This is a genomic window from Streptosporangium sp. NPDC051023, from assembly GCF_040689595.1.
Taxonomy (GTDB): Bacteria; Actinomycetota; Actinomycetes; order Streptosporangiales; family Streptosporangiaceae; genus Streptosporangium.
Genome location: NZ_JBFBCE010000028.1, coordinates 60,909 through 85,844, shown reverse-complemented (window position 1 = coordinate 85,844; position 24,936 = coordinate 60,909). Strand labels below are relative to the sequence as shown.

Genomic DNA, 24,936 nt, shown 5'->3' with positions numbered 1-24,936 from the left:
GACGGACATCACGAACCGGACCTCGCGTCACGCGGAGCGCCCCCGATGAGGAAGTCGCCGACCGACGACTCCCTCACCCAGTCGAGCCCGAAGGTCCGCGCGGCCAGGCCTGCGTCCCCGCTGCCGAGGCCGCAGGGCGAAAGCCCCATCGCGGTGGCCACGAGGTAGAGCGTTTGGTAGAGGACGCCGACGTTCTTCAGCGTGGCCGAGTAAGCCAGGGCCGAGTACTTCCACGACAGCCGCTGGAAACGGGAGGTGATGGTGACGAGCACGTCGGGAGCGGCGAGCCCGCCGGTCGCGGCGCTCGCGACGGCCAGCATCGCCCGCGCGTCCTCGCTCCTGGCGGGCAGCGTGACGAGCCGGTGGCCGAGCGGGTCGTAGTAGTAGACGCCGCTGTCCAGGCCCTCGCACCTGCCGACGGTGAGGTAGAGCTCCAGCTCGTAGACGGCGCCGCCGCCGGGGTAGGGCCTGCTGCTCGCCTCGTACGGCATGCCGGGCCCGGGCCCGAAGACCTCCCTGACCCTGGCGGTCCGGTAGAGCAGCTCGCCGAGCTGGCGGAGCGTGGGCGGCGCGTCGGCGTACTCGCGCACCGACCTGCGCGACTCCAGCACCGTGGTGAACGGCGGATCGGCCGCGGCGATCTCCTCAAGCGAGGGCCTGAACAGCTCGACGGCCACGCCCTCCGGCGGAGGTTTCACCACCGGCTCCGGCGGCAGCTCCGCCGCGAAACGGAAGGTCGCGCCGAACGGCTGGTCGTTGCCGCCCCACCTGCTCCTGCTGTGGAAGAGCAGGTCGTGGAAGTCCCAGGCGCGTAGCGCGGGGTCCTCGTCCTCGGTGTCGTCCGCGCGTGCCAGGCCCGCCGCGACCAGGTGGCCGAGCGCCTCCGGCGCCTCCTTCACCATGACCTCGCGGCCGAGCGCCGCGAGCAGCGGCATGGCCTCCTCGGCCAGCGTGACCCGGTGCCGCGACAGCGGGGACTCCAGAACCAGTCCCTCCCGTGACCTGCGGACGAGGGCGAACCTCGACAGGCGCACGGTGCTCCCCGGGGACAGGGCGGGCCGCAGGAACACGGCGTCGCGGGCGATGGGGATCACGCGCAGCAGCGGCTCGACCGCGTGGACCAGGATCGGCCGCAGCCGGGACAGCGCCAGATACAGCAGGGCGACCTCCTGGCTCGTCCCGCCCTCGGCCACGAGCCTGCGGGCCAGCTCGTCCTCGTCGGCCAGCGTGCCCGGCAGCTCGCGCAGCAACGACTCGATCCCCGGGGGCAGGCCACGCGCGATGGTCACGCCGAAGGGATGCGTGATGGTCAGCACGCCGCCCGCCGACTCGACGACGGCGTCCTCGCGCAGGCCGATCATGCGCGTCAGGCCGGTCAAAGGAACATCGTGACGGGGTTCATCTGCTCCTCCGGTGTGGGCTCCGCCTGCCAGCCGAGCTGGACGGGCACGTCGTAGAGGCGGCCGGGCGCCAGCCGCCGCCAGAAGTGGCGCAGCCCCGGCACGATGACCTTGACGACCGGCAGGCCGATGTCGGGCCTCGTCTGGTCGAGCACGAGCATCTCCATCCCGCGCTCCTCGACCAGCGCGCGGGCCGCGGCGACGTCGTCGAGCAGGTCGGTGGTCGCGGGCCTGCCGTACGCCGACGCGGGAACGGGCGGCCCCGCGGGCACCAGATGGGGGTGTCCCTCCAGGCGCGCGTGCTTCCACCAGGTGAGCTGGTCCCCTTCGTGGAAGCGGTAGCGGGTGCCGTCCTCGCCGGTGTCGATGACCGCGGGGATGAACTGGTTCATCTCGGCCAGGGCCCGCTGGACGGCGATGCGCGCGTCGAAGTGGGCGCCGAAGGCCATGAGGATGTCCTCGGTGGGTCCCTTGACGCGGCGGCTGATCGCGGCGGCCACCGGGACGCCCAGGTCGGTGGTGAGATCGAGCACGTGCAGCTCACGGCCGAGCCCCGCGTAGACCTCCTGGAACTCCGCCATCCACGGGTCGGCGAAGCCGCCGAGGTCGAAGGCGGGACGCCGGACGCGGTTGTACCACCACACGGCGACCGCGTCCCTTTCGACGAGCTCCATGAAGCCCTGCACCACGGCGTCCTCCAGCGAGGAGCCCGCGGCGTTGCCGTTGGAGTCGGCCCAGGCGTAGAGCGGTCCCTCGGAACGAGGGTCGCGGTAGTAGTAGTACAGGTACCCGGTGGGCAGGTACTTGTGCCGCCGCTCGGTCAGCGACCACACGGGCGTCCACTCGATCGCGGCGTCCTCGTCGAGAGGGTCGTTGACGTAGGCGTAACTGGACGTCGCGGCCTTCTCCCGCCTGGCGCGGTACTGCGCCTCGCTGTAAAGCGAGCACGCGTTCGGATGGACGGCGTCGGCGCCCAGCTCCCTGAAGCTGGCCGTGCGCCTGGCCTCGTCCCCCTGAAAGACGCCCGAGTAGCGTTCCATCGCCTCGCACATGGCGCTGACCCTCGCCTGCAGGTCGGTCGTGCCCTTGCCGCTGCTCTGGCTGCGCAGGCCGCCGCGCAGGGAGCGCAGGTCGCGTACCTGCCTGGCGAAGTTGTGTCCCGCCATGTACGTCTTGACGAAGGGCGTTCCCGTCTCCAGCCTGACGAGCTCCCTGACGACGCCGGTGACGGGACTGACGAGGTGACCGTACCGTTCTGCGGTGTCCTCGGGATGCCGTGAGCGGTGGCCGCCGTCGGCGGTGAAGGTCTTTGGCCGCGAGCGCGGCTCGACCGGCAGCCCGGCCGTGGCGGCCACCAGCCCCGGGTCGCCGCACTCGGGGCATTGCGGCCTGCGGCGCAGCTCGTGGCGGGTGGTGCCGAGCCGCTGGGTGTCGAAGGTGATCACGTCGCGCTGCTGCTCGTTCCTGACCCCCGCCAGCCACTTCACCACCTCCGCCGCGACCAGGCGCACGCCCGCGGCGCGGGTCAGCGGCAGGTCCGCGACGGGCAGGGCCAGCGGCTGCGCGCTGCGCAGCCGGTTCTCCAGGTACGTCAGCGACTGCCTGTGCCCCTCGAGGCGCTGTGACAGGCAGCGCCAGCAGCCGCTCTCCCCCGGCTGGAAGAGCGGCCCCAGCCAGAGGACGGGGCCCACGGGACGGGCCAGCAGCCACGGCCGTCCCTGCGCCAGATGCCGTCTGTTGATCTCGGCGAGCTCCCCGCGGAGGTAGTCGTCGGTCAGCACCACGGTCAGCGCTCCCTCTCCGGGACCCGTGACCTCCACCCCTTCGGCGGCGAGCAGTCGCCGAAGCTCCTCCTGCGGCACCTCGCCGACGGCGAGCACCTCGACCCGGCCGCCGCGCACCTGCGCGACCGCGGTCTCCCCGAGCCGTCCCGCCATCTCCCAGTAGGCGGCCGCCCCCGGCTCCACGTCCTCGGTGACGTCGACCAGGAGGCCGCGTTCCCTGAGTCGGTGGAGCACGTAGTAGACGTGCTCGGGCGGGATGCCGGGATCGGCCGCGTCGAGGATGTCCTGGACGGTGTGCTTGCCGTCGAGCAGGCCCGCCACCGCCTCGATGGACCGGCCGGTGAGAAGGTGCAGGTCGCGCTCGGAGATCAGGAAGACTCCCTCCCCCTCGACGGTCTCCACCCGGAAGTGGCGGCGAAATCCTGGTCGGGCGTCCATGTCATTCCTTTCTGTGGCGTCAGTGCGCGAGTCTGTGGCGTCAGTGCGTGAGGCTCTGCGGCGTCAGTGCGCGAGGCGGAGCGAGGCGACCTGGTCGTCGGCCAGCCGCAGGAGTGTGAGCCCCGCCGCGGCGAGCCCGTCGACGGCGGACAGGGTGAGCCGGTCCGCGCGCCGCCGGTCGGCGAACCACCTGCCCGTGTGGTCGCGGCGGCGCAGCAGCTCGGCGGCCAGCTCCCCGGCGGACCGCACCAGCGTGCGGTCACCGGTCAGGCGGCCGGTGTGGAGCGCCAGCTCGGCGTCGACCACGAGCCGCGCGCAGGAGCGTCCCGCGGCGGGCGCGCAGTGCCTGGCCACCCGCTCCCGCAGGGTGACCGGGACCTCTCCGGTGAGGAGGTGCGCCGTGGCGACGGCGGCGAGCAGCGAGCCCGGCGTGCCGAGAGCGAAGCGGTGCGCCCGCGCGGCGACGGCCCGGTGCCCCTCCCCGAGGGCGTCCGCGCTGACGGCCAGGGCCCACACCAGGCCGTCCACGCCGGTGGGCAGCCCGTCGAGGACGGGCACCCCGGCCGGGTACGGCGCCCGCGCCGCGCCGCCGGAGGCGAGCTCGGCCAGCAGTTCCTCGTGCAGCCGCGCGGCGAGCGCGTCGGCCGCGGGAACCGTCACGGGAGAGGCCTCGCGCAGCTTGTGCAGGGCCGACAGCAGACCCGCCCTGCCGAGAACGAGATCGGCCGAGGTCGGCCGGGACAGCTCGCTCTCGGCCAGCGGCACGAGCTCGGCCGCCCGCTCCACCAGCCTGGTGTCGGCGAGCGCGGCGCCGCAGCGGCTCAGCGCGTAGATGGCGGAGCCGATCCCGACGAAGGCCCCGACGGGCGCCTGCATCCCGCACATCCTGCGGTAGAAGGACGAGCGGGTGGACAGCGTCGCGAACTCGACCGAGGCGTCCAGCGCGTCCTGCGCGGCCGTCCAGTGGCCGGGGGCGCCGGTGTTGGCGTACAGCTCGGCGAGGAAGACGGCCAGACCCGCGGTGCCGGTGAGCAGGTCGCCGTGGAGGGGTTCGATCTGGTCCAGGCCGTGCGCCGGGTAGGAGACGACGCCGATCCATCCGGACCGCTCGCCGTGCGGCCTGCCCTCGGGCACGCCGAGCGAAACGGCGGTGGCGAGCACTTCGTCGGCCAGCTCGCCCGCGCGGGCGAGCAGCACCTCGGCCTGTGGCTCCTGCCTCCTGCCGGACAGGTCGTAGGCGTGCATGCCGATCTCGCGCACCGTGCGTGGCCTGGGGCCCGCCGTGGGAAAGGAGGCGGGCAACTCACCGGCGCCGGTGAAGTCCAGGCAGGTCTCCAGCACCGCGAGGTGCTCCTCGACCGGAAAACCCGCCAGGTCGGCGACGCGATCCTGCAGACGCTGCCAGGCCGTACCGGAGAAGTGCCCGGGGATCTCGGCGCCGTCGGGCGTGAACGCCGAGTCCGATCCCGGCCTGGCGAGGAAGAGCGGGATGTCCATCCGGCGGAACGCGTCGATCTCCTGTTCGATGATCTCCAGGATGTCCGTGCGCCCCGGGTCCTCCCGCAGCGTCTCCTGGGCGCTGCGGAACAGGTGGGCCAGGCAGATCTCCCTGGCCATCCCGTCGACCAGCGCGCCGGGGCTGAGGCTCTTGCCGAGCAGCTCGACGCAGTCCCAGGTGCCGCGCCAGATGTAGCGGACCGGCGCGTCCTCGAGCAGCGCCAGCGGACCGCGCGCGTCGGCCAGCAGCTCCCGGTTGCGCGCCAGGCAGTCCTGCATCTGCCGGTAGCCGTCGGCCACCTCGTCGGCGTAGCGGCGGGGATCGGCCAGCTCCCCCGCGCCCCATGTCGGCCGGTACGGCGGCGCCTCCCAGCCGATCGGATACCCGTGGGAGTTCTCCGCCACCTGTTCCTGCAGCGCGGCCAGGCAGCCGATGTCCTGTGCCCGGACACCACCCGCGATCACCCTGGGAAAGGTGACGACGGCGGTCCTGACCACCGTGTCCTCGACCTTCCCCCACAGGGAGCGAACCCTGTCGCCGATGAGGGCGGGTTTGCTGATGCGCGCCTGCAGGACGTTCTCCAGGTCGATGAAGACCGGCGTTTCTCCCTTGGCGACCAGGTTGTCCGCCCACAGGTCGCGGCACTCCAGGAACTGGGCGAGCCTGGCCAGCATGCCCAGACGCGTGTAGTAGCGCCTGGCGCTGTCCTCGTCGGCTCCTGGCTCGGCGGTGACGTACTCCTCCCAGCCATAGCCGTCCCGCAGGATGACCTCACGGGTGTGCAGGGGGAGCGGCAGCCCGTGGTTGTTCAGCAGGGTGCACACGTCCATCACCCCCGCGACGGAGCGCAGGTCCTTCGGCTTGTAGACCACCCGCTCGCCCGAGGCGAAGGTGAGCAGCGTGACGACCCTGCCGTGGTTGTGCGGGTCGCCCGAGTCGCCGGAGTAGCCGGTGACGGGGCCGGGGTCGGCCCAGCCCCACAGCGTCCTGCGCAGCTCCGGCAGGTCGGCGCCGAGCCTGTCGAACAGCTCGTGGACCACGCGCCTCCACTGCAGGCACGCCATGCCCATGACGTAGGCGAGCCCCGGCAGCGTCTCCAGCCTGTCGAGCCAGCCCGCCTGGCTGACGTCGAGACCGGGGCTCTGCAGCCAGCCGGACACGTCGTTGGCGGTACCGGCGAGCTGCGCCTCGAAGGCGAACCCGGAGAAGCAGACCTGCGTCAGGCGCTCGATGAGCTGGCCCGCGATGTCCTCACACGCCTCGGGGGTGACGGGCACGCCGCGCACCGTCCCGTCCTTGATGTCGACCAGCCGGTTCACCGCGCGCCTGAAGGCCACGAACGGCGAGCCGGGGCGCCCGGACGCGGGATCGGCCGCGGCGGTCGGCGGCTGTGCGAGCAGGAAGTCGACCAGCGCGTATCCCCAGTCGGGCAGCCTGCGCGGATCGGCCACCCGCACGTCGACGAGCCCGGCGCCGAGGTCGCGGCCCGAGCGTCTGCGGTGGTGCAGCAGCGCCCGCTTGGCGTCCTCGTCGTCGCCGACGGCCGCCTTCAGCCAGCGTTTGGTGCGTTCGGACGCCTGGCGCGGACCACGACCGGCGACGGGGACGAAGAACTCTCCCGACACACGCTCGGGGAAGGGCGCGGCCGCGGCCAGCACGGCTATCAGCCGCTGGTCCCCGCCGGGGACGGCGAGCAGCCCCTCCCCTCGCGCCTCCGCGTATTCCCGGTGAACCGAGACCGTCATCTCAGACCTCCTGTCGGCGGACCATGTGGGCGAAGAGCCGGTTGTCGTTCGCCAGTTCCTCGAAGGGGCCGTCGGCGACGACCCTGCCCTGGTCGAGTACGTAGATCCGATCCGCCGATCTGATGGTGCTCAGCCGGTGCGCGATCACGATCCTGGTGATGTCCAGCTCGGCGATCCGCTGGCTGACCAGCGCCTGCGTGATGTTGTCCAGGGCACTGGTCGCCTCGTCGAGGATGAGGATCCGCGGCCGCTTCACCAGCGCTCTGGCGATGAGCAGCCGCTGGAGCTGGCCTCCGGAGAAGGAGGCGTTGTCCTCGCTGACGAGGGTGTGCATGCCCATGGGCATCGCGGCGATGTCACCGTCCAGGTCGGCCAGGCGGGCCGCCCGCCAGGCGTCCTCCTCCTTCGCGCCGGGCACGTCCCCGACGATGTTCTCGAGGATCGAACCGCGCAGCACCCTGGCCTGCTGCATCACCACGCCCACCTGGGAGCGGATCCGGCGCGGGTCCAGGTCGCGCAGGTCGCCCCCGTCGTAGAGGACCTGGCCGATGCGCGGCGGCTCGAAGCCGAGCAGCAGCCGCACCAGCGTGGACTTGCCCGCGCCAGAGGGGCCGACGACCGCGACGAACTCGCCCGGCCTGAACACCATCGACACGTCGTCGAGGATGCGCTTGGCGGTGCCCGGATAGGCGAACGAGACGCCGCTGAGCCGTACCAGGCCGGTCAGCTCGCCCGGGTCCTTCGCCTCCGGCGGCGTCTCCGCCGCCCGTTCGAGCAGCGGCCTGAGCCGTTCGAACCTGGGCAGCAGGGCGAAGGCCGCCTCGACCGCCCGGTTCATCTGGCCGAGTGCGAGCACGAACTGGCCGAGCGCCACGGCGGCGATCACGAAGGAGGCGGCGGGCACCTCAAGCGCCAGTCCCGTGCCGGTGAGCAGGAGCAGCAGCGTCGGCTGCGCCGCGGCGCCGATCGCCGCGGAGACCGCCCGCTCGCGCTGCGCCGCCGCGGCGGCGCGCTGCTGTGTGGCGAACAGCCGCGCCCACAGCCCGAACACCTGGGCCTCCCGGCCCGCGACGTGGATCTTGTCGATCGCGCCGAGGCAGGAGTACAGCAGGGAGTAGATCTTCCCGTACTGCTCGTGGACGACCAACTCGTGCCGCTGCTGGCGGACCGCCCGCACGGCCAGTACGGCCAGCAGCGCCACGACCCCGCCCAGCGCGGCCGCCGCGAGCCGCCAGTCGACGGCAACCAGGAGCAGCAGGCCGAGCAGGGAGAACACGCCGCCGATGAGCGAGTTGACCGTGGCCTCCCCCAGCGACTTGCGCATGTCGGAGACGGCGTTGGCCCGCTGGACCAGCTCGCCCGTGCTGTACTGGGCGAAGAACGGCTGGTCGAGGGAGATCAGGTGGCTCCACAGGGCGGGTTCGAGGCGTTCCTGCAGGCGGCCCTGCACCCGCACGAGCACCGAGTTGCGCACGGTGAGGAGCATGGCGCCCGCGCACACCACTCCCGTGATGATCGCCACGATCCAGATCGCCGCGGGCCGGTCCGCCGGGTTCTCCGCCGACCTCAGCAGGCTGAAGGTGAACAGGGGGACGCTGAGCGCGAACAATGCGGCGGCGGCGCCGGTCGCCAGGAGCCAGGCCAGCTCCCTGCCCGCGCCGCGCAGGCCGTACCTGAGCAGGGCCGCGGGCGAGGTGAGGCCCTCGTCGAGCGGTGGGTACACCTGCCAGGCGTCCGGGGCGAGGACGGCGGCCGTCGCCTCGGTCACCCGGCGGGCGTCCGCGGCCGGGTCGGCGATCCGATAGCCGCCCCTGCACGGCAGGAGCGCCACGGGCCTGCCGTCCTCCCCGGCGAAGCCGATCATGGGGACCGTGGCCTTCCGCCACCACCGCTCCTCCAGGCGGACGCGCCTGTACCTGACCCTGGCGGCGTCCAGCGCGGCGCCGAGCCGATCGCCGGGCGCGGCGAAGCCCGGGTCCCGCACGGCGGCGGGGCCCGCGTCCCGCACGGCGAACCCGCAATGGTCGCCGAGCACCCTGACGACCTCGGCGGCGTGTTCCGCGCCCGTGCGCGGCCTGCCGGGCGAGGGGGCCGCGCCCGCGGCGACCGCCATGTCGGCGCAGGACCGCCTGAGCGTCTCGCCCGTCGCCTCCGCCCTGGCCTCGCGCCAGTTGTCCCTGTCGGCCTCCTCCGCCTCGGCCGGCAGCAGCACCCGCGCCCCGCGCTCGCCGACGGGATATCCGTTCATGTCGCTTCCTCGACGAGTTCGCGATAGAGGCCGGGCCTGGCGACGAGCTCGGCGTGCGTGCCGCGCTGGACGACCCTGCCCCGGTCGAGCACGAGGATCAGGTCGCTGTCGCGCACGGTGCTGAGCCGGTGCGCGATGACCACGCACGTGCAGCCCCTGGCCTTCAGGTTGGCGTCGACCAGGGCCTCGGTGTCCGCGTCGAGCGCGCTGGTGGCCTCATCGAGCACGAGCACCGAGGGGGAGAGCGCCAGCGCCCTGGCGATCTCCAGGCGCTGCCGCTCGCCGCCGGACAGGTTGCGGCCCCGCTCCTGGATCCAGCCGCCCGACAGCCCGCCCCTGCGGTGGACGACCTCGGCCAGGCGGGCGTCGTCGAGTGCCCTGCGCAGCCGGTACGCCGGGACCGTCGGGTCCCAGAGGGTGAGGTTGTCGGCCACCGTGCCCTCGAACACCTGCAGGTTCTGCTCCACATAGCCGACCGAGGTGGTGAGCGTCTCCCTGGGCGTCAGCTCCCTCGGGACGCCGTCGAGCCTGATCTGTCCCGACCACGGCCTGACCGCGCCGGTGAGCAGGCGGGCGACCGTGGACTTGCCGCTGCCGGTGCGGCCGACGACGGCGATCCGCTGGCCGGGCTCCGCCCGAAACGACAGTCCCTCGACGACCGGCCCGCGCTGGCGGTCGTAGCCGAAGGTGACCTCGTCGAACTCCACCGCGCCCCGCAGGCCGCCCGTCCGCTCGGGCGCGCCCGGCGGCACCGCGTGCTGCGGGTCGGGGTCGGCGCAGAGCGCGTCGTCGAGCATGCTGGTCTGCGCGACCACGATCTGCGCCTCGGCGCCGAGTCCGACCAGGGAGGTCACCGGCACCAGGAAGGCGCCGACGAGGAGCTGGGCGGCGACGACGGTCTCCATGGTGACCTCGCCGCGGGCCGTCAGCACCGCCCCGGTGATCACCATGGCGGCTCCGGAGAGCGAGCCGAGCGCGGCGGGCACCACCATCAGCGCCTGCGTCACCCGCGTCAGGTCCTGGGCCGCGGACAGGGCCCGCGCCGACAGACCGGCCCACTTGGCGAAGAACCAGTTCTCCGCACCGTCGGCCTTCAGCGACTCGGCCATCGAGATTCCGTTGAAGGCCATGCCGTCCCTGCGGTGCTCGTCGAAGATCAGCCGCTGCTGGTGCGGGGCGCTGCGGCGGGCGGCCACGCGCATCGCCACCAGGTTCACCGCGGCCAGCAGCCCGGCGACCGCGGCGAAGGCCGGGTGAAAGGCGAACAGGATCGAGGAGTGCACCGCGATGGTGAGGACGGCCGCGACGGCCGCGACGGCCCTGTCCGACAGCAGCAGGGCCAGCCCCGCGCCGAAGGAGGTCCTCGTCACCAGGCCGCCCGTCGCCCGCCTGTGGAAGTAGTCACCCGGCAGCCGCAGCATCCGCCACACGTGGCGGCCCGACAGGTCGGCCGCCATCGCCGTCTGCACGGCGCCGAGCAGCCGCTGTTGCGTCCAGGTCCCGGCCAGGGTGAAGGCCGCGCAGCCGAACAGCCCGAGCAGCACGGGCACCGACCAGGCGGGGTCTCCGGCGACCAGCACCGTGCCCAGCAGCAGCCGGGTCAGCAGCGCCGTCGCCACCGCGGGGAGGGTGAGCGCGAAGGCCATGACGGCGACGGCGAGCAGCGGGGACAGGTACGGCCATGCCTTCGCCAGTGCCGAGCGGGCCGCGGGGAAGCGCGCCCCTCCCGGTGTGAAGGCCTCGCCGGGGCGCGGCACCAGCGCGATCCCGCTGAACCGCCGCCGGAACTCCTGCCTGCTCAGCCGGATCCTGCCCACGGCGGGATCGTTCAGGTAGGCCCATCGCCCGCGCATGCCCTCCAGCACCACGTAGTGCCGGTGGTCAACGAAGATCATCGACGGGACGGGGAAGGTCTCGAGCTCGTCGGGGCCGACGCGCCAGGCGCCGATGTCGAAGCCGTACTGCTCGGCCGCGGCCTTGAGCCCGGCCCCCGTCAGCCCGTCCCTGCCGACGCCGCACCGCTGCCTGATCTCGTGCGGGGGGACGTGCAGGCCGTGGTAGGCGAAGATCATGCTCAGGCAGGCGGGCCCGCAGTCGGCGTCCTCCATCTGCGGACGGCGCTCGGTGCGGACGGGGCGTGGCCTGGTCGCCGTCTCAGCCACGGCCGCCTCCGGGGAACAGCACGTCGACGGGGCGGACGACGGCGACGGTGATCTCCCCGGAAACCGGGGTGAGCGTGGCGCCCGGCCAGGCGGGCCTGCCGAGATCGACGGTCACCAGGTAGCGGCCCTCCGCCCGCAGGGCGTCGCCGAACAGCGGGCGCAGCAGCTCGCCGGAGGCGGGGTACGGCGCGACGGCGCTCACCCGCCCCTGTCCCGCGCCGCCGGCCGTGACGGGCAGGCCGGGGGTGAGCGCGCCGATCCGGTCGCCGCCGACCACGAGCAGCGCCCGCAGCGGGCCCGCGACGGGATCGACGGCCGCGACGGTGCCGCCCGCGGCCAGGGTGGTCCCGGGCGCGGCCGTACGGAGGACCCGGCCGCTGACCGTGCCCGTCACGACGTATCTGCCTCCCCTATCGTCGGAGAGCACGGCCAGCGGGGTCATCGGGGTCACCTCCTGCCCCGCGTGAACGAGGACCTTGGCCAGGCTGCCGGAAACGGGGGCGGCCACCGGCACGGGCCCGTCCCCCGCCACCAGCACGCCCGTGGCCACGACCACGTCCCTGACCTGGCCCAGCCAGGCCCAGCCCGCCCCGCTGGCAACGACCAGGACGAGCGCGACCGCGGCGAGCCACGCCTTGGTCCGCACCGTGGAAACGAGCAGGTCGATCCGCTCGCCCCCGGGCGTCTCAACCGCGGGCACGGTCATCGGGAGTCCCTTCCCGAAGGGCTCTGCAGGCAGAAGCAGAAGCTGAGCATGCACGGCGGCGGCAGGGACCCGGGCCCGTCCAGCGCCTCGATGACGAGTTCGGTGCCGGGTTCCGGCGGCAGCGCGGGCGCACGGGCCCCGTCGGCGAGCCGGATGCCGTACTCGGCCAGGACCGAGGCGGGCTCGCGCTCGTAGCGGAGCCTGATGTCGGCGTCGAACCACGACCGCACGGTCAGCTCGCCGAACCCTCTGCGCTGGGCGGTGTCCCAGCCGATCGCGTCCACAGTCATCACGGGTCTCCTGCCACGTGGTGTGAGATGCTTTTTTCCGCGGGGGGTGGGCATCTGGACTGCCCACCCCCCGCGCCGCGGAAGTGCGGGGGATGTCTCAGTCGCCCCGCCCGCCGGAGAAGCATCCGGTCGGGCAGCTCACGGTGCCGATCGTGCCGAGAGCGCCGCCCGCCGACGACTCCAGGCTCTCCAGGTCGATGGCCTGGTCGGGCTGGACGGGCAGGTCAGGCGGGGGAAGCTCGTCCGGCCAGTCGACGCCCGCCTCCGCGAGCGCGGCACGCGGGTCGCGTGCGAACTCCCGCCTGATCGACTCGTCGGACCAGGCGCGTGCGACGAACCGGGCGAGCTGGGTGCGTACCTCGGGGGACAGCGTCGGGTCTTCCGGCATGAGGTCACCTCGTTGGGAGGCCGCGGGGTCGCGGACGCCTTTCGTCCGCTCCCCCGGTGGGTCAGGGGATCAGCCGTCTGTGAGGTCCAGATTCGCCATCAGCGGTAAAGCACGCCAGAAACAACTAACACCGACATATCGTGATGTTCATCATTTCGGGTAGTTCGTCTTTCCCGATGGAAGCCGCTGCTCCCGATGCGCGAACCCTCGCATCTCTCTCTGGGCCTCACGAGCCACGTCGAGCATGTGGCGCAGCTCTGTCTTGACGGTCTCGGTGTCGCCGTCCGCGCCGCCGAGGACCTTGTGGCCCTGCGCGGCGATGGCGTCGAGCCTGCTGCCGAGGATTCCCTCCAGCTCGTGCATCGCCCTGGCGCGTTGCGCCGCCACCTCGACCGTGACCAGCTCGGCCCTGGTCGCGTAGAGGACCCTCGCCGTCTCCGCGAAGTGCGTCAGGCCCGCCAGGGGCACGGCCGCGACCGCGACGGTCAGCGTCCAGGACATGGCCCCCGCGAGCCCCTCCCCGAAGGCCGCCGACTTGAGCGCCTCCGCGAGGATCACCAGCGCGAACGCCGCCGGAGCGTACGGCCTGGCGAGGAGCCCCAGCGCCGCGGCGGCGAGGAAGACCCCCGAGGCGGCCCACCACGCGCCCAGGAACGGCAGGGGCGCGTAGACCAGGAACGCCATCGCTCCGACCACCCACCGCCGCCACCGGTGCCCGAGCGGGCCCGCACAGCTCGCCACGACGTAGAGAGCGACGACCGCCGTCGCCAGGATGACGGCGGGCAGCCGCCTGGCGGAGCCGTCCTGGATGTAGTGGGCGAACGTGAGACTCATCAGGAAAAGCGCGAATGTCACGATCGCCGCGCGGCCGAGCCGTACCTCAAGCGGCGCGCGAGCGGCCGCCCGCGGTCCAGGGGCCCCTGTCTGGGTCACAAACGGATCATGACAACCGATTCCGGTGAAGGCAACGCGTCATGGGACCGGCTTTCCCGCACCGGTTCCCCGGCCGCCCACCGGCCGCCCACCGACCGCCCACCGGCGGGCCACCGACGGGCCACCGACGGGCCACCGGTGGGCCGGGGCGTCCGGGGACCCTGCGGATCCACCGGACGCCCGGGGGCGGACGGCGTCCGGGGGCACGAGCGGGAGCGCCGTTCCCCGGCCCGTCACGCGCCGGCGACGTCCGTACCGCAGCCGTAGGTGGAGGCGCAGCCGAAGCACCCTCCGAGGGTGCTGATCGTGCTCACCGAACCCAGGCAGCCCCCGGCCTCGCTGCCGCCTCCGGCCGCGACCTCCAGCTCCTCGACGCTGAACTCGCCCTCCGGCTTGACGGGCAGCGGCGGCGTGGGCACGCCCTCGGGGTAGGCGATGCCGTACTCGGCGAGCATCGTCCGGGGCTCGTGACCGTAGCGGGCCCTGGCCTCGCCGTCCGACCACGCGGCGGCGATCAGCCTGGCGAACTTCCTGCGGTCCTCGTCACCGAGAATGTAGAGGCTTTCGGCCATCGGGCCACTCTCCTTCCTTCAACCCCGGCTCGCAGCCGAGATCCGACGGGAACGGCAGCGGGCATCTGGACTGCTCGCTGCCCCTTGTCACAGGTTCAGCCTCGCCCCAGACGGGATGCGCGGGTAGAGACAACTAACACCACCCGGCCGTGATGACCGTCATGTGGCAGACGCGTGGAGGGCGGTCCAGGCCATGGGCGGGTTGCCGGAGTCGGCCGGGAGAGGTTCCCCCGATCGGCGAATCCGGGCAGAAGATCCATGATCATGCCTTCTCCGCGAGCCGTCCGGCTGTCAGGATGGCGGATGTGACCCTCACGGCGTCGGCTCTTCGCATGCCACGGGCCATCGTCTTCGCGACGTTGTGCACCGCGGTCTCCGCGGGCGGTCACGTCCTGGCCGGCGGCGCGCTCGTCCCGCCGCGCCTGGGGATCCTCGGCGCCGTGATCGCCTTCTGCGTCGCCTACCCCCTCGGCGGGCGCGAACGCGGCCCCGAGGTGGTGCTCGGCGCCACGACCGGCGTCCAGATCCTGCTGCACGAGCTGTTCAACCGGGCCGCGTCCGGACCGCACGCGACGGGCCTTGGCGAGCACGGACACCCCGGCTCCGGCATGACCGCGGTCCACCTCGCCGTCGCGCTGGGCACGGGATGGTGGCTGTACCGCGGCGAGAGCGCGGTGTGGCTGATGATCCGCCTGCACGGCGGGCGCGTTCCGGCGATCCGGCTGCTCCTCGTGATCCCCGCCGAGGTGAGCGCCCCCGTGTGGCAGGCCGTGCCCGCCGCGGACGCCGCGCCGTACGGCGGCCTTGAGATCCTCCCCTCCATACGGCGGCGCGGCCCGCCGCCGCTTCCGCGGCACACCGGCTGAGGGACCGGCCGGACAGACCCGAGGGGCGGAGAAGCCCTGCCGGGGGCGGCGCCATGCCGTCTCGCCCTCCGGACTCGCGGACTCGCGGACTCGCGACGAGCCGATTACGGCGAGGCCTCCGCGCCCCGGAGGGACGCACGCGCCTGCGCACACCGCCGCGCCTTCGCCGCGCGCCGCTCCGGCGCGCGCCGAGCGGCCACGCCCGGCCGTCCCTCCCCCGGGGCTGATCCGCCCTCTCAACCGAGCCGGTCACAGGACGGCCCGGCCTCTTCGCCGTGCCCCGGACCGCCCGGTCCCCGCCGTGCCCCCGTGCCCCCGTGCCCCCGTGCCCCCGTGCCGCCGGTTCCGCTCAGCGAGCGCGTCCCTCCGAACGCGTGCCCGTTTACCCTGCGCCTGAAGGAACGATCACCATGAGCTCTGCCATGCGCGATCACCGCGCCCCGCACCACGAAGAGACCCCCGTTTTCTCCGACGAGCACGTGACCGTGCTCGCACTGGCCGCGCGCGGAGGAACCCCCGCGGCCGTCGAGGCCTTCACCCGCGCCGTCTATCCGGACGTGCGCAGGTTCGTCGCCTACCTCGCCGGAGCCCACACGGCGGAGGACCTGACGCAGGAGACGTTCCTGCGGGTCCTGGGCAGCCTGCCCAGGTTCGCCGGTCGCTCCTCCGCCCGCACCTGGCTGCTGACCATCGCCCGGCGGGTCGTCGTCGACCGGTTCCGCTCCGCGGCCTGCCGCCCGATCGTCGCCGACCTCGCCGACTGGCAGTCCGCCGCCGAACGGCGCCAGCCCCGCGGGCTGCCCGGCTGCGAGGACGGCGTCGCCCTGGCCGACCTGCTGGCCAGGGTGCCGCACGAGCGCCGCGAGGCCTTCGTCCTGACCCAGCTCGTGGGCATGCCGTACACCGAGGCCGCCGCGATGATCGGCTGCCCGGTGGGCACGGTGCGCTCCCGGGTCGCACGGGCCAGAAGCCAGCTGATCGAATCGCTGGCGGCGGCCGACCGGGCCGCCTGACCGCGGGTCCCCGCCGGGTTCCGACGCCCCGTGACCCGGCGGGGAGCCAGGACGGCCAGGGCAGCGGGCGATCGCCGGGAACCCGGCGGGGACGCCGGACGACTACTCGGTACCGGACGCGCGTCGCCGCGCGCCGGCCGCGCCGGAGAGATCGGAGACCTGGTGACCATCGCCGTACTGGAAGCGCTCACCTTCGGGCTCAGCCGCATGGTCGCGGCCGCGGAGCGGGCGGGGCAGCGTCTGTGCCTGCTCACCGGCGGGCGCGGGGTTTACCGCCACGAGCTTGGCCGCCTCGCGCCGGACGCACTGGACGTGGTCGACGTCGACACCCACGACGTGGCCGAATGCGCGGCGGTACTCGGCCGCCTGCCGGACCTGCGCGGGCTGGTCAACTCGACCGACACCTGGATGCGGCCGGGGGCCGAGCTGGCCGCGCGGTTCGGGCTGCCGGGCCCGGATCCCGCTGTGGTCCGCACGCTGCGCGACAAGCGCGCGGTCCGGGTGCTGCTGCACGAGCGAGGCCTGTCCCGCGGCACGGCCGTCGCGCTGCCGCCGGGCCCTGACCACACCGCCTCCGCCGCGCTGGTCCGCGACGTGGTCGGCCTGCCCGCGGTGCTCAAGGACTCCGCGGGGACCGGGTCGCGCAACGTGTGGCTGGTGCGGGACGGTGAACAGCTCGACGCGGCCCTGCGCGAGGCCGCGGGCCGGGCGTTGCTCGGCCGTCTGTTCGCCGAGCCGTACCTCACCGGCCCGCTGTACAGCGCGGAGACCCTGAGCTGGGCCGGCCGGACCCGGCTCCTCGGCGTCACGGGCAGGCTGCTGTCCGCGCGCTGGTTCGGCAGGGAGGATCTGCTGTCGTTTCCCGTGCTGCTGCCCGCCCCCGACCTGGCGGCCGTCGACGACTGGGTGGCGCGGGTGCTCGCCGCGGCCGGGCACACCCGGGGTTTCGCCCACGTCGAGTTCGTGCTCACCTCGGACGGGCCCGAGCTGGTCGAGATCAACGCCCGGATCGGCGGCTGCCTGGCGGGCGAGGCGATGTGCCGCTCCCTCGGCGTCGACGTCTACGACGCGATGATCGACATGGCGCTCGGCCGTGCCCCGGCGCTGCTCGACACGGCGACCGGCACGACGAGCGGCACGGCGGGAACGACGGGGACGACGGGGACGACGGGGACGACGGGGACGACGGGGACGGTGGAGACGGTGGAGACGGTGGAGACGACGGGGACGGTGGAGACGACGAGTGACACGGCGGCGACACGGCCGACGGCGACGGCGACGGTCCTCATCTATCCCGGCCGTCCAGGTACGTTCACCGGGGTGACCGGCATCGAGGACCTGCCCTCCCATCCCGGCGCCCCCGAGTGGTATCCGACCATGGCGGCCGGAACCGAGGTCGGCGACCTCGGCGACCAGCGCGCCTGCGCCGGGCTGCTGCTGGCCGAAGGGGCGACGACCGAGCTCGCGATGTACAACGCGCTCAGCGCCGCCCGCGGCGTGCACCCCCTCATGGACGACGAGTGGTGAGACAGTGGCCGGTGAGACGGTGGCCGGTGAGACGGTGGACGGTGAGACGGCGCGGGCGGAGAAGGGGGCGTTGAGGCTCACGGGCGCCCAGCGGTTCATGCTCGCGAGTTCGTTCGTCACCACGCTGGGCAGCTTCGCCGTACTGCCCTTCACGTCGGTCCTGCTGCACCAGCGGCTCGGCATGGACCTCGGCGTGGTCGGCGCGGTGCTCGCGGCGGCCTCGCTGCTGCAGTTCGCCGGGTGCGTGGCGGGCGCGGCCGTCGCCGTACGGCTCGGCCTGCGGCGGACCCTGCTGCTGGCGCTGCTGCTGCACGTCGCCGGGTTCGCGGGGTTCGCCGCGGGCCTGGATCGGCCCGCCGTGATGATCGCCGGTCTGGTCGTCGTCTGCTGCGGTGCCGCGCTCTACCTGCCCTCGGCCAAGGCGTATCTGGTGCACGGCGCCGACCGGGAGAGCCGCCCCCGGCTGTTGTCGGCGAGCAACTCCGCGCTGAACGCCGGGGTCGCGCTCGGGCCGCTGGCGGCGGGGCCCTTCGCGCTCGAGGCCCCCGGCGCGCTGCTCACCGCGGTCGTCATGCTGCTGGCAGTCCTGACGGCCGGGCACGCGCTGCTGCCGGACAGCCGCGACCACGATCCCGGCGCGGGGGCGGAGGCGCCGTCGCGGGTCCTGGCCGGAATCCCGGCGCTGCCGTTCGCGGTGACCGCGTGGACCCTCTACCTGCACATGTACTTCTACTACTACCTGCCCGTCTACACCGTGCCCCGGGTCTCCTCCGCGTTCTACGGCGCCGTGCTGATGCTGCACTCGCTGCTCCTGGCGGTGATGCAGCCCGTGCTGGCAGGCTGGGTCGGAAGGATGCGCCACACCCGGGCGATGGCGCTGGGCTTCACCGCCATGGCCGTGGGAATGACGGTCCTCGCGCTCGGCGGCGCCGCCGCGATCGCGGCCGGGGCGGTGGTGGTCTGCCTGGGTGAGGTCGTGCTGTTCCTGAAGAACGACCTCGAGGCCCTGGCCAGGTCCGCCCGGTCCCCCGCCGTCGTGTTCGGCCAGCAGCGTCTCGCCGCCGGAGTCGGCGCGTTCGGCAGCGGAATCATCGGCGGCGCCGGTTACGGGGCGTTCGACAGGGCGGGCAACGCCCCGCTGTTCTGGCTGGCGGTCGCCGCCCAGTGCGCGCTCCTCCCGCTCGTGCTGCTCGTCGCGTGGCTGGCGTCGCGGCGGCGGTCACCCGGGAGTTCACCAGACGATCCACCGGGGCACTCACCGGCGGCGAACGACGACTCGATGAGGACGACATGAGACCTGACGACGCCCGGACCGCGGCCGGGCGACTTGCCGAGCGGCTGCGGGCCGACGCGACGGACCGGGACCGCGCGAACAGGCCGCCGGTGCGCGAGATCGAGCTGCTCCGAAAGTCCGGGCTGCTCGCCCTGTCCCCGCACGATCACGCCGCGACGCACGCGGTGACCCGGATCGTCTCCGCGGCGGACGCCTCGATCGGCCACCTGCTGGGGTACCACTACCTGCACCTGTGGCGTGTCGGGCTGTTCGACCAGGCCGAGCTGACCGCCAGGACGTGGCGGGAGACGGCGGAGCGGGGATGGTTCTGGGCGGCGGTGAGCAACCCTCAGGACGCGATCTTGGCCACCCCCGTCGCGGACGGGTATCTGCTCAACGGCACCAGGACCTTCGCCACCGGGGCGAGCGTGGCCGACCGGCTGGTCGTCAACGCCACCCGTGACGACGACGGCGAACGGCTCACGCTCGTCGTGGACGCCCACGCCGCGGGAGTCAGCCACCCGGCGGACTGGGACAACATGGGACAGCGGCTCTCGGCGAGCGGGAGCGTGATGTTCGATCGGGTGCACGTCACCGTCGGCCAGGTGGTCGGCGCGCTCCCCCGGGAGGCACACGACCCGAGGATGGTCAGGTTGTCGCTGTCCGCGCTGTCCTACCAGTCGATCCTCACCCAGGTGTACGTCGCCCTCGCCGAGGGCGCGCTGGCCGAGGCCGCCGAGTACACCAGGCGCAACGCCAGGCCCTGGGCGCTGAGCGGGGCCGAGTCCGCCGCCCGGGACCCCTACGTCCTGGCCGGTTACGGAGAGCTGGTCGCCGGGGTCAGGGCGGCGGGTCTGCTCGCCGACCACGCCGTCGCCGCCCTGCAGGACGCCGCCGACCGGGGCGGGGCGCTGACCGCGGAGCAGCGGGGCGAAGCCGGTGTGACGATCTCCTCGGCCAAGGTCGTCGCCACCCGGGTGGTCAACGAGACGACGACGCGGATCTTCGATTTCATCGGCGCGCGGGGCACCGCCTCCCGGTTCGGTTTCGACCGGTTCTGGCGCAACGCCCGCACGCTGACGTTGCACGACCCGGTCGCCTACAAGGCGCGGGAGGTCGGCGCGCACTACCTCACCGGCGAGCTGCCCCCGTCCACCTCCTACAGCTGAACCACACGAGCTTCTCGACGCGGCCCTGACGGAGGATGCGGACGCCCCCCGTCCACCTCCTACGGCCTGAAACCACACTGCCGGGCCCCGCGCGGCCGGACGGACCTCCCACGGCCACGCGGGCCGCCGGGCCCGCGCGCCCGGCGGCCCGTCACGACGTCAGCGCACCGCGACCAGCACCACGTCGTTGCCCGACTGCCAGACGGTGCCCACCTCGGCGAAACCGGCCGCCCGCAGCAGCTCGGCATGCCGCAGGACCGACAGCTCGGTGACCCCGCCGCGGGCCCCGCGGCGTTCCCGTTCCGCGATCGCGACGGCCAGCCCGGGCTCGGCGGAGACGGCCTGCCACCAGGTGGCCCAGTCCTCGTGGTGGGACACGCCGACCCGGGCGGCCCGCCCCTCGAGTACGGCGGCGGCCAGCCCGGCCAGGACGGGCTGCTCGTCGTACAGGTTGTCCGCGTTCACCAGCACACCGCCGGGTCGCAGCAGGGTCGCCGCCTCCTCGTACACGGCGCCGAGCCGGTCCTCGGGGATCCAGTGCAGCGCGGTGGTCGAGACCGCGGCGTCCACGGGCCCCGTGAGCTCAAGCCCCGTCGACCAGCCCGGTGACGCCAGGTCGACGTCGACGAAGCGCGCGAGGTCCCGGTAGCCGTCGCGCGCCAGTGCCAGCAGCACGGGATCCTGGTCCAGGCCGACGATGACGGCTTTGGGCAGACGGCTCGCCAGGCGCGCCGACATCGATCCCGGGCCGCAGCCCAGGTCCAGGAGCAGCGGCGCGGGGCTGCCCGCGGTCGCCTCGGCGACCACGTCCGCGACGACGGCGAACCGTTCCTCGCGATCGGCGATGTAGCGCTCCTGCTGACGGTCCCAGCGCGCCGTCCAGGCACGGGCCGTGTTCGCGTCCATCCTGCGTGACCTCCTCGAAAGCCGATCCCCGGAACCGGTCCGCCCCGGCCGGGACGCCTCCCCCCTGCCGGGAACCCGGCGTGGGCGGACGCCGTCCCGCCTGCGTCCCGCACCCAGGTAGTCGTCGCGGATCCCCGCCGGGTTCCGTGAGGATGCGCCGCCCTGTCCTGGCCACCGTCTTCACACCGCCACCGCCCTGTCCTGGCCGCCGGCTTCACACACCGCCACCGTCCGCCACCGGCACCGGCTTCACGCCGCTTCCCGCGGGTTTCCTCCCCGATCGGCACCCGATCGGCACCCGATCGGCACTGGCCGGGAACCGGCGGCGCCACCCGCACGACTCCCTGTTCAGGACGGCGTTCAGGACGGCGGCCGGACGCGGGCGACGTATGGCTCCGATTCACGAGGAGGTCGGCAGGAATGCACTGGTACGAGGACGAGGAGCTGTGGACGGGCTTCGCCGAGGTGATGTTCTCCCGGGAACGGGCGGCGCGGGCGGCCGAGGACGTGACCGGTTCGCCGCTGCTGCGGTTCCCCTCCGGGGCCCGCGTGCTCGACCAGTGCTGCGGGATCGGCGTGTTCACCGTGCCGCTGGCACGGCGTGGATACACCGTGACCGGCATCGACCTCAGCCCGGTCATGCTCTCCCAGGCAGAGCGGGCCTGCGCCGACGCCGAGGTCGAGGTCGAGCTGGTGCGGTCCGACATGCGGGACTACGTGCGGGCCGGCGCGTTCGACGCGGTCATCAACCTGTACACGTCGTTCGGCTACTTCGAGGCGCCGGAGCAGAACCTCCAGGTGTTGCGGAACGCGCACGACTCGCTGGTGCCCGGCGGGAGGCTGGTGGTCGACGTGATGGGCAAGGAGACCTACGCCCGCTGGGCGGGCCAGCCGAAGGTGGTGAAGGTCGACAACGGCCAGGTGTTCATGTCGGACACCATCCTCGACGACTGGACCAGGTACCGCACCGACTGGACGCTGGTGCGCGACGGCAGGGCCAGGCACGGGTCGCTGACGTGCTTCGTCTACAGCGGCGCCGAGCTGCGCGCGCTGTTCGAGGCGGCGGGCTTCGTGGACGTCGAGTGCTTCGGCGGGTTCGACGGCGCGCCGTACGACAACCACGCGACGCGGTTGATCGTGCGCGGCACCCGGGCCGGCTGACCGGTGGGAACCTCGCGGCGCCCGCACGTTGCCACGGTCCTGCTGGTGCTGTCGGCGGTCCTGTTGGCGACGGTCCTGGCCGGGATCGCGCTGGGCCCGACGACGATCCCCCTCGGCGACGTCGTGCGCTACGTCGGGGCGGCCGTCACCGGCGGCACGATCACCGCCGACGAGGTGCCCGGCTACAGCATCGTCTGGCAGGTCCGCGTGCCGCGAGTGCTGCTGGCGGTGCTGGTCGGCGCCGGGCTCAGCGTGGTCGGCGTCGCCGTCCAGGCGATGGTGCGCAACGCGCTGGCCGATCCGTTCGTGCTGGGCATCTCCTCGGGCGCGTCGGTCGGAGCGTCGTCGGTCGTGGTGTTCGGGCTGTTCACCGGCCTCGGCGTCTACGCGGTCTCCGCGGCGGCCCTGCTCGGCGCGCTGTGCGCCTCCGTGCTGGTCTACCTCGCCGCGCGCGGCCGGGCGGGCCTGACCCCGCTGCGGCTGGTGCTGACCGGGATCGCGCTCGCGTACGGGTTCCAGGCGGTGACGAGCCTGGTGGTCTTCCTATCACCCGACTACCAGGCGGCAAGCACGGTGCTGTTCTGGACACTGGGCAGCCTCGGCGCGGCCACCTGGGGGTCGTTGCCGCCCGCCGCGGCCGGGGTATTGTGCTGCGTCGTCGTGCTGCTGCGACGCAGCAGGGCGCTGGACGCGCTGGCCACGGGCGACGAGACGGCGGCGAGCCTCGGCGTCGACGCGGCGGCGACGCGGCGGTGGATGTTCGCCCTCACGTCCGTGGTCACCGGCCTGCTGGTCGCGGTCAGCGGGGCGGTCGGCTTTGTCGGGCTGGTGATGCCGCACCTGGTGCGGATGCTGGTCGGCTCGACCCATCGCCGCGTGCTGGCCGTTGCGCCGCTCGCCGGGGCCTGCTTCACGGTGTGGGCCGACATCGCCTCGCGGACCTTCTTCTCGCCGCAGGAACTGCCGCTCGGAGTGGTCACCGCGCTGGTCGGCGTCCCGGTGTTCGTCGCCCTCCTGCGTCGCAACGGCTACCTGTTCGGGGGGCGGTAAATGGAGCTGCGCCTTGACGGGGTCTCCGTCGAGATCGCCGGGCGGGCCCTGGTCCGCGAGCTGCGGCTCGACGTCGCGAGCGGCGAGGTGGTCGGCCTGGTCGGCCCGAACGGCAGTGGCAAGTCGACCGCCCTGCGCTGCGTCTACCGCGCGCTGCGCCCGACCGGCGGGGCCGTGCTGCTCGACGGCGCGGACGTGGCCGGGATGTCCCTGCGCGGCAGCGCCCGCTTCGTCGCCGCGCTGGCCCAGGACAGCCAGAGCGAGCTGGACTTCACCGTCGAGGAGATGGTCGCGCTCGGCCGCACCCCACACCTGCCGCACGGCCAGGCCCTCAGCCAGAAGGAGCGCGAGCTGTGCCGGTCGGCCATGGAGCAGGTCGGCGTCGCCCATCTCGCGGACCGCGGCGTGCTGACGTTGTCCGGCGGCGAACGGCAGCGGGTGCTGATCGCCAGGGCGCTGGCGCAGCAACCCCGGGTGCTGGTGCTCGACGAACCCACCAATCATCTCGACGTACGCCACCAGGTCGAGCTGGCGGCGTTCCTGCGCGCGTCCGGGCTCACCGTGCTGGTCGCGCTGCACGACCTCAACCTCGCCGCCGCCGCCTGCGACCGGCTCGGCGTGCTCTGCGGCGGCTCCCTGGCGGCCACCGGCCGCCCCGCGGACGTCCTCACCCCCGAGCTGGTCAAACGAGTGTTCGGCGTGGACGCGACGGTCGTGATCCATCCGCGGACCGGTGCGACGCAGCTGCTCTACGACCTCGGCGCCGACTCCGGCCACACCAGCGCGATCCCGAAAGGTGCCCGCACATGACGCGTTCCCCACTGCGCCGCCTCCTGGTCTCACTCCCGGCCGGGCTGGTGCTGGTCACCGGATGCGGGGCGAACGTACGGCCCGCAGCCGATCCCGGCCCCCGCCCCGTCACCATCACCGACTGCGGGCAGCAGGTCACCTACCCGCGTCCGCAAAGGCCGATGGCCTACGACGTCAGCGCGGTCGAGAAGATGTTCTCCCTCGGGCTCGCGGGCCAGATGCGGGGCTACGTGATGAACACCCTCTTCGACTCCGCGATCGCCGGGTCGCCGTGGCGTGCGGACTACGCCCGGGTGCCCCGGCTGGGCAACGGGCGGATCAGCAAGGAGATCGTGGTCGGCGCCAAGGCCGACTGGGTGATGTCCTACTGGGGCGGCGGCTTCAGCGAGGACCGCGGGATCACCCCGAAGCTCCTGGAGCAGGTGGGGATCCACAGCTACGTGCAGACCGAGAGCTGCTTCGGCTACGGCGACGGGAAACCGGTGCCGCCGATGGAGTCGGTCTACACCGACCTGCTCAACCTCGGCAGGATCTTCGGCGTCGAGCAGCGGGCCGAGGCCCTGGTCGCCGAGCTGCGGGGGCGCGTCGACAGGCTGAGGCGATCGCGTCCGGCCGGCGCAGAACCGGCCCGGGTCTTCGTCTACGACTCCGGCACCGACCAGCCGTACACCTCGGGCGGCTACGCCTCGCCGACCGGCATCATCGAGGCGGCGGGCGGGCGCAACGTGCTCGGCGACGTGAAGAAGGGCTGGACGACGGTGAGCTGGGAGTCCGTCGTCGCCGCCAGGCCCGAGGTGATCGTCATCATCGACTACGGCGACCTGCCGGTTTCCGGCAAACGGGCCTTCCTGGCGTCCAATCCCGTGTTGCGGTCGGTGCCCGCCGTACAACAGAACCACTACTTCGTGCTGAACTACGGCGAGGCGGTCAGCGGGCCGCGCAACGTCACTGCGGCGGAGGAGTTCGGCGCCTACCTGCGTTCGATCGGCCGGTGAGC

General features: G+C 73.3%; 20 protein-coding genes. 9 read left to right on the top strand and 11 right to left on the bottom strand.

All coding sequences use genetic code 11. The features are described from left to right. Positions 1–8: 8 nt before the first annotated feature. The 10 genes from AB0395_RS20075 to AB0395_RS20030 all read right to left on the bottom strand — a co-directional run bounded on the left by AB0395_RS20075 (position 9) and on the right by AB0395_RS20030 (position 14,164). Positions 9–1,379, bottom strand: coding sequence for a SagB family peptide dehydrogenase (locus AB0395_RS20075; protein ID WP_366282532.1), 1,371 nt, complete (start codon positions 1,377–1,379; stop codon positions 9–11). Next, complete coding sequence (locus tag AB0395_RS20070; RefSeq protein ID WP_366282530.1) at positions 1,376–3,622, bottom strand: TOMM precursor leader peptide-binding protein; 2,247 nt, start codon at positions 3,620–3,622, stop codon at positions 1,376–1,378. The genes AB0395_RS20075 and AB0395_RS20070 overlap by 4 nt, the downstream gene beginning before the upstream one ends. 63 nt (positions 3,623–3,685) lie before the next feature. After that, positions 3,686–6,865: a type 2 lanthipeptide synthetase LanM gene (gene lanM / locus AB0395_RS20065; RefSeq protein WP_366282529.1), complete on the bottom strand. Its 3,180-nt coding sequence runs from the start codon at positions 6,863–6,865 to the stop codon at positions 3,686–3,688. A gap of 1 nt (position 6,866) precedes the next feature. Next, positions 6,867–9,113, bottom strand: a complete 2,247-nt coding sequence (locus AB0395_RS20060) for an ATP-binding cassette domain-containing protein (protein WP_366282527.1) — start codon at positions 9,111–9,113, stop codon at positions 6,867–6,869. Further along, on the bottom strand, positions 9,110–11,275 hold the full coding sequence (locus tag AB0395_RS20055) for a cysteine peptidase family C39 domain-containing protein (protein WP_366282525.1): 2,166 nt from the start codon (positions 11,273–11,275) through the stop codon (positions 9,110–9,112). The genes AB0395_RS20060 and AB0395_RS20055 overlap by 4 nt, the downstream gene beginning before the upstream one ends. Then, positions 11,268–11,981, bottom strand: a complete 714-nt coding sequence (locus AB0395_RS20050; RefSeq protein WP_366282524.1) for a hypothetical protein — start codon at positions 11,979–11,981, stop codon at positions 11,268–11,270. Before AB0395_RS20050 ends, AB0395_RS20055 begins: the two co-directional genes overlap by 8 nt. Then, a complete protein-coding gene (locus AB0395_RS20045; protein ID WP_366282523.1) occupies positions 11,978–12,271 on the bottom strand; it encodes a hypothetical protein in 294 nt (97 codons plus the stop codon). Before AB0395_RS20045 ends, AB0395_RS20050 begins: the two co-directional genes overlap by 4 nt. Before the next feature lie 97 nt (positions 12,272–12,368). Further along, on the bottom strand, positions 12,369–12,659 hold the full coding sequence (locus AB0395_RS20040; RefSeq protein WP_366282522.1) for a hypothetical protein: 291 nt from the start codon (positions 12,657–12,659) through the stop codon (positions 12,369–12,371). A 150-nt stretch (positions 12,660–12,809) separates the two neighbouring features. Continuing rightward, positions 12,810–13,592, bottom strand: a complete 783-nt coding sequence (locus tag AB0395_RS20035) for a hypothetical protein (protein WP_366282520.1) — start codon at positions 13,590–13,592, stop codon at positions 12,810–12,812. A gap of 233 nt (positions 13,593–13,825) precedes the next feature. Then, complete coding sequence (locus tag AB0395_RS20030) at positions 13,826–14,164, bottom strand: hypothetical protein (RefSeq protein ID WP_366282518.1); 339 nt, start codon at positions 14,162–14,164, stop codon at positions 13,826–13,828. A 332-nt stretch (positions 14,165–14,496) separates the two neighbouring features. Here AB0395_RS20030 and AB0395_RS20025 point away from each other — a divergent pair, with 332 nt between their 5' ends. The 5 genes from AB0395_RS20025 to AB0395_RS20005 all read left to right on the top strand — a co-directional run bounded on the left by AB0395_RS20025 (position 14,497) and on the right by AB0395_RS20005 (position 20,012). Continuing rightward, positions 14,497–15,030 carry a hypothetical protein gene (locus AB0395_RS20025; protein WP_366282516.1) on the top strand — a complete coding sequence of 178 codons (534 nt, stop codon included), beginning with the start codon at positions 14,497–14,499 and terminating at the stop codon, positions 15,028–15,030. Between the two features lie 410 nt (positions 15,031–15,440). Then, a complete protein-coding gene (locus AB0395_RS20020; protein WP_366282514.1) occupies positions 15,441–16,043 on the top strand; it encodes a sigma-70 family RNA polymerase sigma factor in 603 nt (200 codons plus the stop codon). A 30-nt stretch (positions 16,044–16,073) separates the two neighbouring features. Then, positions 16,074–17,570 (top strand): ATP-grasp domain-containing protein, encoded by a 1,497-nt coding sequence (locus AB0395_RS20015; RefSeq protein WP_366282512.1) that lies wholly within the window; start codon positions 16,074–16,076, stop codon positions 17,568–17,570. 4 nt (positions 17,571–17,574) lie between these two features. After that, positions 17,575–18,864, top strand: a complete 1,290-nt coding sequence (locus tag AB0395_RS20010) for an MFS transporter (protein WP_366282510.1) — start codon at positions 17,575–17,577, stop codon at positions 18,862–18,864. Next, positions 18,861–20,012: an acyl-CoA dehydrogenase family protein gene (locus AB0395_RS20005; protein ID WP_366282508.1), complete on the top strand. Its 1,152-nt coding sequence runs from the start codon at positions 18,861–18,863 to the stop codon at positions 20,010–20,012. The genes AB0395_RS20010 and AB0395_RS20005 overlap by 4 nt, the downstream gene beginning before the upstream one ends. A 159-nt stretch (positions 20,013–20,171) precedes the next feature. Here AB0395_RS20005 and AB0395_RS20000 read toward each other — a convergent pair whose 3' ends face one another. Continuing rightward, a complete protein-coding gene (locus tag AB0395_RS20000) occupies positions 20,172–20,918 on the bottom strand; it encodes a class I SAM-dependent methyltransferase (RefSeq protein WP_366282507.1) in 747 nt (248 codons plus the stop codon). Between the two features lie 420 nt (positions 20,919–21,338). Here AB0395_RS20000 and AB0395_RS19995 point away from each other — a divergent pair, with 420 nt between their 5' ends. Genes AB0395_RS19995 through AB0395_RS19980 form a run of 4 tightly spaced genes read left to right on the top strand, consistent with a single transcriptional unit; the run spans position 21,339 to position 24,934 of the window. Then, complete coding sequence (locus AB0395_RS19995) at positions 21,339–22,079, top strand: class I SAM-dependent methyltransferase (RefSeq protein ID WP_366282505.1); 741 nt, start codon at positions 21,339–21,341, stop codon at positions 22,077–22,079. 60 nt (positions 22,080–22,139) lie between these two features. Next, positions 22,140–23,129 (top strand): iron ABC transporter permease, encoded by a 990-nt coding sequence (locus tag AB0395_RS19990; RefSeq protein ID WP_366282580.1) that lies wholly within the window; start codon positions 22,140–22,142, stop codon positions 23,127–23,129. Further along, positions 23,130–23,939 (top strand): ABC transporter ATP-binding protein, encoded by an 810-nt coding sequence (locus AB0395_RS19985; protein ID WP_366282503.1) that lies wholly within the window; start codon positions 23,130–23,132, stop codon positions 23,937–23,939. It begins immediately after the preceding gene. Next, positions 23,936–24,934: an ABC transporter substrate-binding protein gene (locus AB0395_RS19980; protein ID WP_366282502.1), complete on the top strand. Its 999-nt coding sequence runs from the start codon at positions 23,936–23,938 to the stop codon at positions 24,932–24,934. The genes AB0395_RS19985 and AB0395_RS19980 overlap by 4 nt, the downstream gene beginning before the upstream one ends. Positions 24,935–24,936 lie beyond the last annotated feature (2 nt).

Excerpts from the sequence above, each read along its gene's own strand:
- AB0395_RS20070 (WP_366282530.1), bottom strand. The coding sequence starts at position 3,622 with ATGGACGCCCGACCAGGATTTCGCCGCCACTTCCGGGTGGAGACCGTC.
- lanM (WP_366282529.1), bottom strand. The coding sequence starts at position 6,865 with ATGACGGTCTCGGTTCACCGGGAATACGCGGAGGCGCGAGGGGAGGGG.
- AB0395_RS20060 (WP_366282527.1), bottom strand. The coding sequence starts at position 9,113 with ATGAACGGATATCCCGTCGGCGAGCGCGGGGCGCGGGTGCTGCTGCCG.
- AB0395_RS20050 (WP_366282524.1), bottom strand. The coding sequence starts at position 11,981 with ATGACCGTGCCCGCGGTTGAGACGCCCGGGGGCGAGCGGATCGACCTG.
- AB0395_RS20045 (WP_366282523.1), bottom strand. The coding sequence starts at position 12,271 with ATGACTGTGGACGCGATCGGCTGGGACACCGCCCAGCGCAGAGGGTTC.
- AB0395_RS20040 (WP_366282522.1), bottom strand. The coding sequence starts at position 12,659 with ATGCCGGAAGACCCGACGCTGTCCCCCGAGGTACGCACCCAGCTCGCC.
- AB0395_RS20030 (WP_366282518.1), bottom strand. The coding sequence starts at position 14,164 with ATGGCCGAAAGCCTCTACATTCTCGGTGACGAGGACCGCAGGAAGTTC.
- AB0395_RS20025 (WP_366282516.1), top strand. The coding sequence starts at position 14,497 with ATGCCACGGGCCATCGTCTTCGCGACGTTGTGCACCGCGGTCTCCGCG.
- AB0395_RS20020 (WP_366282514.1), top strand. The coding sequence starts at position 15,441 with ATGAGCTCTGCCATGCGCGATCACCGCGCCCCGCACCACGAAGAGACC.
- AB0395_RS20005 (WP_366282508.1), top strand. The coding sequence starts at position 18,861 with ATGAGACCTGACGACGCCCGGACCGCGGCCGGGCGACTTGCCGAGCGG.
- AB0395_RS20000 (WP_366282507.1), bottom strand. The coding sequence starts at position 20,918 with ATGGACGCGAACACGGCCCGTGCCTGGACGGCGCGCTGGGACCGTCAG.
- AB0395_RS19995 (WP_366282505.1), top strand. The coding sequence starts at position 21,339 with ATGCACTGGTACGAGGACGAGGAGCTGTGGACGGGCTTCGCCGAGGTG.
- AB0395_RS19985 (WP_366282503.1), top strand. The coding sequence starts at position 23,130 with ATGGAGCTGCGCCTTGACGGGGTCTCCGTCGAGATCGCCGGGCGGGCC.
- AB0395_RS19980 (WP_366282502.1), top strand. The coding sequence starts at position 23,936 with ATGACGCGTTCCCCACTGCGCCGCCTCCTGGTCTCACTCCCGGCCGGG.